The organism is Mesorhizobium sp. M0174, assembly GCF_040322275.1.
GTDB lineage: Bacteria > Pseudomonadota > Alphaproteobacteria > Rhizobiales > Rhizobiaceae > Mesorhizobium.
In genome coordinates this window covers 143,491-153,108 of record NZ_JAMYTB010000010.1, presented here as the reverse complement: position 1 = coordinate 153,108, position 9,618 = coordinate 143,491, and the positions used below count along the sequence as shown (strand labels likewise).

The 9,618-nt window shown below is 63.1% G+C and carries 9 protein-coding genes; 3 read left to right on the top strand and 6 right to left on the bottom strand.

The genetic code is table 11. From position 1 onward, the window contains the following. Positions 1 to 277: 277 nt before the first annotated feature. Positions 278 to 784: an OsmC family protein gene (locus NKJ13_RS21065; RefSeq protein WP_352738106.1), complete on the bottom strand. Its 507-nt coding sequence runs from the start codon at positions 782 to 784 to the stop codon at positions 278 to 280. Positions 785 to 1,110: 326 nt separating this feature from the next. On the opposite strand from NKJ13_RS21065, the gene NKJ13_RS21060 reads away from it, so the two are divergent. After that, entirely contained in the window at positions 1,111 to 2,019 is a 909-nt protein-coding gene (locus tag NKJ13_RS21060; RefSeq protein WP_352738108.1) for a DMT family transporter, read from the top strand. 195 nt (positions 2,020 to 2,214) lie between these two features. Here the strand turns inward: NKJ13_RS21060 and NKJ13_RS21055 are convergent, their stop codons facing one another. After that, on the bottom strand, positions 2,215 to 3,069 hold the full coding sequence (locus NKJ13_RS21055; RefSeq protein WP_352738110.1) for a LysR substrate-binding domain-containing protein: 855 nt from the start codon (positions 3,067 to 3,069) through the stop codon (positions 2,215 to 2,217). Positions 3,070 to 3,182: 113 nt separating this feature from the next. On the opposite strand from NKJ13_RS21055, the gene NKJ13_RS21050 reads away from it, so the two are divergent. Continuing rightward, on the top strand, positions 3,183 to 3,590 hold the full coding sequence (locus NKJ13_RS21050; RefSeq protein WP_352479219.1) for a tautomerase family protein: 408 nt from the start codon (positions 3,183 to 3,185) through the stop codon (positions 3,588 to 3,590). Between the two features lie 139 nt (positions 3,591 to 3,729). Beyond that, on the top strand, positions 3,730 to 5,952 hold the full coding sequence (locus NKJ13_RS21045; RefSeq protein WP_352778083.1) for an AMP-binding protein: 2,223 nt from the start codon (positions 3,730 to 3,732) through the stop codon (positions 5,950 to 5,952). Between the two features lie 18 nt (positions 5,953 to 5,970). Here NKJ13_RS21045 and NKJ13_RS21040 read toward each other — a convergent pair whose 3' ends face one another. The 4 genes from NKJ13_RS21040 to NKJ13_RS21025 form a co-directional block, all read right to left on the bottom strand. Beyond that, positions 5,971 to 6,234 carry a hypothetical protein gene (locus tag NKJ13_RS21040; protein ID WP_352738112.1) on the bottom strand — a complete coding sequence of 88 codons (264 nt, stop codon included), beginning with the start codon at positions 6,232 to 6,234 and terminating at the stop codon, positions 5,971 to 5,973. 191 nt (positions 6,235 to 6,425) lie between these two features. After that, positions 6,426 to 7,241 carry a CDP-alcohol phosphatidyltransferase family protein gene (locus NKJ13_RS21035; RefSeq protein WP_352738114.1) on the bottom strand — a complete coding sequence of 272 codons (816 nt, stop codon included), beginning with the start codon at positions 7,239 to 7,241 and terminating at the stop codon, positions 6,426 to 6,428. Positions 7,242 to 7,244: 3 nt separating this feature from the next. After that, complete coding sequence (locus NKJ13_RS21030; RefSeq protein ID WP_352647365.1) at positions 7,245 to 7,943, bottom strand: phosphatidylserine decarboxylase; 699 nt, start codon at positions 7,941 to 7,943, stop codon at positions 7,245 to 7,247. Between the two features lie 133 nt (positions 7,944 to 8,076). Continuing rightward, positions 8,077 to 9,591: a DMP19 family protein gene (locus NKJ13_RS21025; protein WP_352778079.1), complete on the bottom strand. Its 1,515-nt coding sequence runs from the start codon at positions 9,589 to 9,591 to the stop codon at positions 8,077 to 8,079. Positions 9,592 to 9,618 lie beyond the last annotated feature (27 nt).

The following is a 9,618-nucleotide window of genomic DNA, read 5'->3' as shown; positions in this document are numbered from 1 at the left end:
GATGGCGTCTTCGATGCCTACTTCCGCCACCAGAAAATCCAGACCATCGACCTCAATGCAAGCCAACGATAGGATGGCAAACTGTTCGCGATGTCCTCGCACAGCTGTTCGCGATGTCCCCGGTCCAAACACCCCCTTGAGGGGGAGATGGCCGACAGGCCAGAGGGGGGTTGGTCCGATCGGGCTCGGCCTGCTGCAGCGGTTGGCGCTTCACGCGAGACAACCCCTCTGTCGCCTTCGGCGACATCTCCCCCTGAGGACCCTCAAGGGGAGATCGTCAGCGTCGGGCGCTGACCGTCAGCTCCGGCTTCTGGCTGATGGTCTGAAACACCACGCAGTAGCGCTCGGTCAGCTTGAGCAGCGCATCGATGCGCTCCTGCGGTTCGTCGGTGTCGAGCCCAAATGTCAGCCGGATGGCGCGGAAGCCAACCGGCGCATCCCTCGCCACGCCAAGCGTGCCGCGAAAGTCGAGATCGCCTTCGGCTTCCACCGTGGCGGCTCCAAGCTTGAATTCCAGCGCCGTCGCCACTGCCTTCAGCGTGACACCGGCGCAAGCCACCAGCGCCTCCAGCAGCATGTCGCCGGAGCAGAGTTCGAGCCCGGTGCCGCCGGTCGCCGGATGCAGCCCGGCAAGGGCAATCGCCCTGCCCGTCTCGACCTTGCAGGCGATCGATTGGTTGTCGATCGAGCCCTTGGCCTTGAGGGTAATCAGCGCGCGCGAGGCGTCGTCGCGATAGGCCTCCTTCAGCGGCGCCTGCATGGCCTTCAATGCGATCGCGTCCATTTCATTTCTCTCCCATAGTTGTCTGGCTTCGCCGCTTAACGGCGGTGTCGCCTGCCCCAAACGCAAGTCCCCGCTGGCGTAGCGCTTGGCAGGGTTTCGCCCGTAAGCCTGACGATACGGGTGCCCGACATCCAACGCCTTCACACCCTCTCTCCAACACATTCGTAAGGCCGCCGGACATATGGCCGATATCGCCACCCTGGAAACCCGCGAAAGGGTTCTTGCGGGCCTCCTGTTCAACGGCGCTGCCGTCTGCTGTTTCGATGCACGACGCCTCGATCAAGCTGACACTATGGTGTCAGGACGGGGCAGCGTAAGCTGGTAAAATGACGGAATCGCTGGACATGTCAGGCACAGTGGAAAGCGCCCGCGAACGTACCCTCGGCATCATCCTGGTCTCGGCATCGGCGGCCGTCTTCGGCCTCACCGGCGTGCTGACCAAATCGATCCATGCCGACCCGCTGACCATCACCTGCTGGCGCGGCTTCGTCGGCTCGATCCTGATCAGCCTTTATGTGCTATGGCGTCGCCAGCGCTCCGGCGGTCGCGACAGCCTGCGGCTCGGCTGGCGCGGCTGGCTGCTGGCGATCGAGGGCGCGCTCGCCAGCATCGCCTTCATCTCGGCGTTCAAGTTCACCTTTGTCGCCAATGTCGCGATCATCTACGCCACCGCACCCTTCGTCACCGCGCTGCTTGCCTTCATGCTGGTCCGCGAGCCGTTCCGGCTGCAGACGCTTGCCGCCGCCGCCGTGTCACTGTGCGGTGTGGCGATCATGGTCTGGTCCGGCTTCGGCACCGGCCATCTGTTCGGCGACGGGTTGGCGCTGCTGATGACGATCGGCAGCGCGCTCTACATGATCATGGTGCGGGCCTTCCGCGATACGCCGGTGGTGTGGGCGGGTGCCGTGTCGGCGTTCCTCCTGTTCGTGCTCGGCTGGCTCATCACCGATCCGCTGGCCGTCTCGGCCAGGGACGCTGTGCTTCTAGCCACCTTCGGCGCCTCGTTCGCGCTGGCCTCGATCCTGTGGACGGAGGGCACCCGGCTTATTCCGGCGGCCGAGTCAGGATTGCTGGGCTCGGCCGAAGTGCCATTCGCGATCCTGTTTGCCTTCCTGTTCCTCGCGGAGATCCCGCCGGCAGCCAGCATGCTCGGCGGGGCCATCGTGCTTTGCGCGGTGTTCGCTCACGCCGGCCGAGACTGGCTGATGGCCAAGCAGCGCGCAGCGGATGCATGACCAATCCTCGCCGCGTCCGAGGGCGAGTTGGCGGTCCGATCACGAGAAGTCCGTTCCTCAAAATAAATTTGAAAAGTCATGGAACCATCATAGGGCTCAGTCATTATGGCTGCGACGGGCCACCCCAAGTCCCCCCAAACCCCTCGGCCCGTCCTACTCAGAGCCGACCGCAAGGTCGGCTTTTTCTTTGCTGGCTCAGTTGGCCAAGGCCAGGTTGCCGCTGAACAACGCGGCCAGATCCTGCGCTGGTCGATCGGCATCCTCACGCAAGCGGATGGCGAATTCGGCGACCGGCACTGGCGGCAGATCAAGATCGTGCGGCGCCTCGACGATGCCGGAATGAGCGAAGCGCGCAGTCCTCAACGTCAAGGCGATGCCGGCGTGCACTGCCGTGCGCAGGCCGGCAAGGCTGGCACTGCCGGCAGCAATGCGGTAGCGACGGCCGGCCGCATCGAGTGCACTGGTCGCCGCTTCGCGAAACCCGCAATGAGGATCGAGCAGTGCCAAGGGCAGTTCGTCATGGCGGGTGGCCAGCCCATTCTGTGAGCAAAGCCAGATCATCGGTTCCTTGAGCACGCCGACTTCGTCGCGTGTCGCCACCTGCCGCATGGCAATGGCCAGATCAAGGGTGCCGGCCTGCAAAGCCTGCGCCAGTTCAGCGGAACGGCCGACGCGCAATTCGATCCTGACGCGCGGATGGCTGACAGCGAAAGCCCTGAGAAGCTGCGGCAAGCCGCTGTCGGCGAAGTCCTGCGTGGTGCCGATGGCGACGCGCCCGTCGGCACGCGCCCCTTTGAGGGCCAGCCACGCCTCGCGGTGCGCGGCAAGGATGCGACGCGCGTGGCCGACCAGATCCTCGCCTGCCGGCGTCAGACCGCGCCCTCGCCCCTGCGGCACTAGCAGCGCTTCGCCGACAACATCCTCCAGCCGCTGCATCTGCGCGGTCACTGCGGACGGGGAGCGGCCGACGATCGACGCGGCCCGCGCCAGGGAACCGTCATCGACGAAAGCGAGGAAAGTCTTGAGGAGGTCGGGATCGAACATCTGCATAATTCGACACTATCAAAGTGTTTATCAAAAACAATTCGATTTTTTTGATTTAGTAATGATGGCACGATTTTTTCGACGGCGAGAAACGCCGCTTGAAGCCGAGGAGAAGAAACATGCCGATCATCAATGTCAGCGTCACCGGCAAACCCGATGCCGGTTTGTCAGCCGCCATTGCCAAGGAGGTGACCGAACTGACGGCCATGCATCTGCGCAAAGATGCAACGATTACAGCTGTTGCCATTTCCTATCACGACCCAGAGCACTGGTTCGCCGGCGGCAAGTCGCTGGCCGAGCATGGCGCCAACACGGCTTGGCTCGACATCAAGGTTGTCGACGGCACCAACACCAAGCTCGAGCTGGAGGCGTATCTGCAGGCAATTTTTGCCGCATTCGGCCGGCTTCTGGGCAAGGTGCATGAGGAAAGCTACGCCCTCGTGCATGAAGTGCCTGCGGCCGCCTATGGCTTTGGCGGCAAGACGCAGGAATTCCGCTTCATCAGCGGAAGGATGAAAGCGGCGTAGCTGCGATAGGCAGCCGAATCCAGTGATGACAGGAGAAAAGGAAAATGGAGCCGCATTGACGTTGATCCAACTTCGGCTAGGTTCTCACCCGAAGCGGCCACTGAAGAGCCGTGACGTGAGATTGTTGGGAGATGCGGCGATGATCCTGACACTGGCGCTGCTTGCGGGTCTTGTCGCAGCCTGGCTGCTGATCGGCGTGGTGGAGACGTTCCGCCTCGGCCTGCGTTTGAGCCAGGCGCTGCTCTACGTGCCGTTCAAGCTCGCCTACCGGATCAGCGACGAGCGCATCAAGATTGCCCGCAAGTCGGCGGCCCCGGTCATCTACGTCGTTTGGCATCAGTCACGCATCGAGCCGGCGCTGATGCTGTCGCTGCTGCCGGAGGACACGCTGCACATCCTCGACCAGGCTTCGGCCAGGTCGCCGTGGCTGGAGCCGTGGCGTGAGCTCGGCCGCACCATCGCCTTCAACGCCGAGCATGTCTTCGTCAGCCGCAGATTGGTGCGGGTGCTGAAGGGCAAGGGCCGGCTCGCCGTTTACCTGCCGGATACGGTCGAGCCCGACGTCAAGTCGTTTCGGTTGTTTCGCGCCATCACCCGTATCGCCATGCAGGCCGACGCGCGCATCGTGCCGATCTTCGTTGCCGGCGCACGCAGCCTGCCGGCTTCACTGACGCCGGCGGACAAGGCGCCCCGCCACTGGTTTCCGCAGCTGTCGATCAGCGTGCTGGAGCCGATGACCATTGCCGAGCTGGTGGCGCGGAATCCCGATCAGGCCTCCAACACAAATGCGTTGTTCGATCGCTTCGCTGAGGCCAGGCTTTTCGGCAACGATCTCGATCGCGGCCTGTTTCTTGCCATGCGCGATGCCGCCGACCGGGTTGGCGCTTCGCATCCAATTGTCGAGGACGTCATTGGTGGCGCGCTGAGCTACCGGAAAATGTTCATCGGCGCCAGGGTTTTGGGCCACCGCTTCGAGGCAATAACAGCGCCGGGCGAAGCGGTTGGGCTGCTCCTGCCCAACGCTAATGGCGTCGTGCTGTCGTTCGTCGGACTTTTGTCGGCTGCGCGGGTGGCAGCAATGATCAACTATACCGCCGGCCCGGCCAGCGTCACCGCAGCCGTCCGCACGGCGATGATCCGCACCGTGGTCTCCTCACGCGCCTTTGTCGAAAAGGCCAATCTCGCCGACATCGTCGAGGCGGTGGAAAAAGGCGGGGCGAAACTGTTGTGGCTAGAGGATGTTCGCGCAAGCGTGACCGTGCTGGACAAGGCCGCAGCCGCCTTGCTGTGGCGCTGGCCGCTGCAGCGCCAGGATGCCGCCAAGCCGGCGGTGATCCTGTTCACCTCCGGCTCGGAAGGCACGCCCAAGGCCGTGGTGCTGTCGCACCGGAACCTTCTTGCCAATGCGATGCAGGCGGAAGCCCGCATCACCATCTCGCCTGCCGACATTCTGCTAAACGTGCTGCCGGTGTTCCACTCGTTCGGGTTGACCGGCGGCACCATCCTGCCGCTGGTCACCGGAGTAAAGCTGTTCCTCTACCCGTCACCGCTCCACTACAAACTTATTCCGGAGGTGGCGCGCAAGGTCCGGCCGACGGTGATGTTCGGCACCGACACGTTCCTCGCCAATTATGCCCGCACCGCCAAGGACGACGATTTTTCCAGCCTGCGCTTCGTCGTGGCCGGTGCCGAGGCGGTGAAGCCGGAGACGCGCCGGGTTTACCGTGAGCGCTTCCAGGCCGAGATCATCGAAGGTTTTGGCTTGACCGAGGCCGCACCGGTGGTTGCCGTCAACACCGCCATCCACGGCCGCGACGGAACGGTCGGGCGGCTGCTGCCGGCCATGCGCATGAAACTCGAACCGGTCGAAGGCATTAGCGACGCCGGCCGGCTGTGGCTCGACGGGCCAAACCTGATGATGGGCTACATGACCGCCGATAGGCCGGGCGAGTTGCAGCCGCTCGAAGGCTGGCACGACACCGGCGATATCGTTTCGGTCGATCGCGAAGGCTTCATCACCATTCGCGGCCGCGCCAAGCGCTTCGCCAAGATAGCCGGCGAGATGGTATCGCTTGGTGCGGTCGAGATGCTGGTGCAGTCGCTGTGGCCGGAAGAGCATCACGCCGTGGTGGCAGTGCCGGACAAGCGGCGCGGCGAGCGCCTCGTTCTGGTCACCACCGCCGACAATGCGGATCCCGACGAATTGCGCGAATTCGGCAAAAAGGCCGGGGCGGCCGAACTGATGGTGCCGAACGACATCGTCAAGGTCGAAGAGATCCCGGTACTGGGCTCCGGCAAGACCGACTATGTCTCGACTAGAAAGCTGGCGCTCGAGAGGCTGGGACTGAGCGCAGCCGCCTGAGGTTTGCTGTCGAAAACTCTAGAGGACCACCACCGACAACAGCAGAATGACGCCGACGGCCATCATCAGCAGGCCCGGCCAGTTCTGCGACAGGCCAAGAAAACGGAGCCCGCGTCGTCGCGGCTCCAGAGTCGGACCTTGTGTTGCGAGATTGGGCGTCGGACTATCCGGCGCGGTGGAGACAGCGGCCGGCTCACTAAGCCGCCCGCGCATGATGGCCGCAACCGCCATATAGACGAGGCCGGCGACAGTCAGTAACGCGCCGATGAGGATGACAGCCATTTCTCCTCGTTTCCGATGGTCTTGCGCCCGATGCGGCAGCTTGCGCGACGTTGACGACGTATCACGACCCGCCGCTCAAACGGACCTACCAACACAAACGGTCTGGCCGCCCAGCAAGTTCCGAAAACGGGTTTTTGAGGTGCGTTCCACAGCGCCGCGTGCTCTGCTAGCCGCTCCCAAGTCCAAATCCGTCAGCCAATGTCCGACGACGGCATCTTCTCGCCTTCGCGCTTGGCGCGTCTCGAATAGGCGCGCACGCTGAACGGCAAGAAGACCAGATAGCCGGCAACCGAGGCCGTCAGCGTATACCAGGGATAGGTCATCAAAAGCAGGACGTAGAGGACGACTGCGAGGATGATCGGCAGCACTCTGTCGCCCGGTATCCTGACGCTCTTGCCGGAATAGACGGGCAATCTGCTGACCAGCAGGAACGCCACCAATATTGTGAAGCCGGTGGCAATGAAGGCCGCCAGGCGGCTGGGTTCAAGCCCAAGCCTGAGGAAGAACAGATAGAGCGGCAGCATCACCAACACCGCACCCGCCGGCGCCGGCACGCCGACGAAATATTCGGTCTGCCACTGCGGACGGTCGAGCTCTTCGTCGAGCACGTTGAAACGGGCAAGCCTCATCCCACAGGCGATGGTGAACAGCAGTGCGGCGATCCAGCCCGGCGAACCTGCCCTGTCGAGTAGAAAGGCATAGAGCACCAGCGCCGGTGCCACGCCGAAATTGACGATATCGGCCAGCGAATCCATCTGGGCGCCGAATTTGGAAGTCGCCTTCAGCATTCGCGCCAGACGGCCGTCGATACCATCGAGGAAGGCGGCGAGCAGCACCATCACCACCGCTGGCTCGAAGCGGCCCTCGAAGCCGAAGCGAATACCGGACAGGCCAGCGCAGATGGCAAGCACCGTGACAAGATTGGGCAGCACCATGCGCATCGGGATTTCGCGAATGCGCGGCCCACCGCCGCCATGCGCCTCGAATTTCTTGAACGGCGGCGCCACCGGTCAGGAGATCCGCACGAGCGGCGTTGCAGCAACGCCGCCGAATTCCGCCAGCACCGTCTCACCGCCAACCGCGGTCTGGCCGACGGCGACACGCGGCGTCGCGGTCGAAGGCAGGAATACATCGACGCGCGAGCCAAAGCGGATCAGTCCGAAGCGCTCGCCGGTGCCGATGGCGCCGCCGGCCTCGGCCCAGCAGACGATGCGCCGCGCCACCAGGCCGGCAATCTGCACCGCGGCGACCGTTCCATTGGGGCTTTCGATGACCAGCCCGTTGCGCTCGTTCTCGGTGCTTGCCTTGTCGAGTTCGGCGTTGAGGAATTTTCCTGGCCGATGCTCGATCCTGGAAATGCGGCCACGCACCGGAGAGCGGTTAACGTGGCAGGAAAAGACGTTCATGAATACCGAGATGCGGGTCATTTCGCCGCCGCCGAGGCCAAGCTCGCGCGGCGGCACGGCCGGGCCAACCGCCGAGACGATGCCGTCGGCCGGGCTGACAACCAGCCGGTCGTCGATCGGCGTGACACGCTCGGGATCGCGGAAGAAATAGGCGCACCAGGCCGTCAGGATGAGACCGATCCAGAACAGGGTCGAGGAGAAATAGCCAAGAAAGAGCGTCGCCGCGCCGAACGCAGCGATAAAGGGATAACCCTCGCGATGGATCGGAACGAACGCATTCTTGATCGTGTCGACGAGGCTCATGGGATCAGGACAACCTTGGTTCCAAGTCCGGCCTCAATAGCGGAAACACCCTGCGGTCGCAACGCGACAATGGGGGCGGTTGAGGGTTTGGCGGTCGCGCCGCCGTCTCTCAGAACGACCAAGCGAAATCCACTCAGGCACCCGCTGCCGCCGCTTGATCGAAATACTCGTCGAGCTCGCGCCGATCGGCCTCCCCCAGGCTCTCTTCGTGGCTGCCGCGCAGCTCGGCGCCGTTCGGGGTCGACTGGAGGAAGAATACGTGCCCGTCGGCCATAACCACCCAGTTCACAACCGTGTCGCCTTCCCTGGCCACGACCGAGTTCGCCGAGACAATTGCTTCGGTCGGATCGAACCCGGCCCTGCGTAGCAAGAGGTCGACAGCGACCGGCGCATGATAGGCTGCGGCCAATTCGAGCACCGTTTCTATTGCCTGCGCTTCAACACGGGCAAGTCTCTTGCCGACGCGCGGGGCGCCGGCAGCGAATGGATTCTCGCCTGGACGCGCGACGGACGGATCCTTCGGGGCGATATATTCATAGACGGCCGCATGCGTGGGCGTGGCGACGGCTAGACGCGGCTCCTTGGCATTGGTGCGCAGCTGAAAAGCCAACAGTTTTTCGCCCTCGACGTCCAGCACCCTTGCCATGCCGAGCGCCAGCTTGACCTCGGGCCTAGGCGCCTCGGCGCATGCAAGGCCGACGCCGACATCACGCCAGCCCGTCATTTGATTGACCAGCTTGCCAACAGAACGATGGAGTAGCCTCGGCTGGCGCCGGGGATTGGCCATGGCCAGTTGATGGATGGCGTCGTCGCAGTCGGGATCGTCGACAATTTTCAGTTCGGGCCACGAAGCGATCCAACGCGCCGAAAGCGCAAGCATCGACGCGGCCTTATCGGCTTCATAGAAAAGCTCATCAAGTGTGTCGAGGAAGTCGTCACGGCCGCCTTCGAAGCCGGTCTGTTGCTCGGCCTCATCAGGGTGCTCTGCGAGCCAGCCTGCCATTTTGTCCAGAGCGCCTAGTTGTTCATGCGCGCCCATTGCGGCAAGGCCAACGCGTGCGTCGGCAATGACGTCGGCGAGAATTCCATAAACGTTGCAGTTGTGAATGAGCTGACTGTGGCCGCCATTATTCACCTGCGCCAAATAGAGGTCGGCATGGTACACCTGCATCGCCTTCTGGTTTATCTCGAAGCGCGTGTAGAGCGCCTTGCTGAGCATGGCGTTGACGAAACCGTCAACGGCTACAACGAGCTTGAAAGGCTCATCAACCGCCTGTTCCACCGCGGAGCGCGGCACAATTACCGAAGGTAACGGCCTGCCTACGAATGACTGCTCGGAGCGAGCCGGCGAAATGAGCGCCGACCGACGAAATTTCCCCTTAGCCCAGCGAGAAAATCTTTCGAACACGTCAACCCCTTTTGTGCTTTGGCAACAACAGGTGATTCTTGCATTTGACTTTCCCGTCCGCAAGCACCGGCCGGTTATACTTCTTGAAGAAGGATGAGTGGAGGCGCACGGCGCATCACGCGGTTCCGTGCGGCTACTCAGGTCAAATGTAAACGACGCCGTCGCCATCCTCATTGTCGGAACGCAGCACTCTCGCCCGTCCTTGGCAAGACAGCGCCTCTCATCGGCCTTTTCGGCCATGACGATTTGCGCAAACCCGGAGGTTCT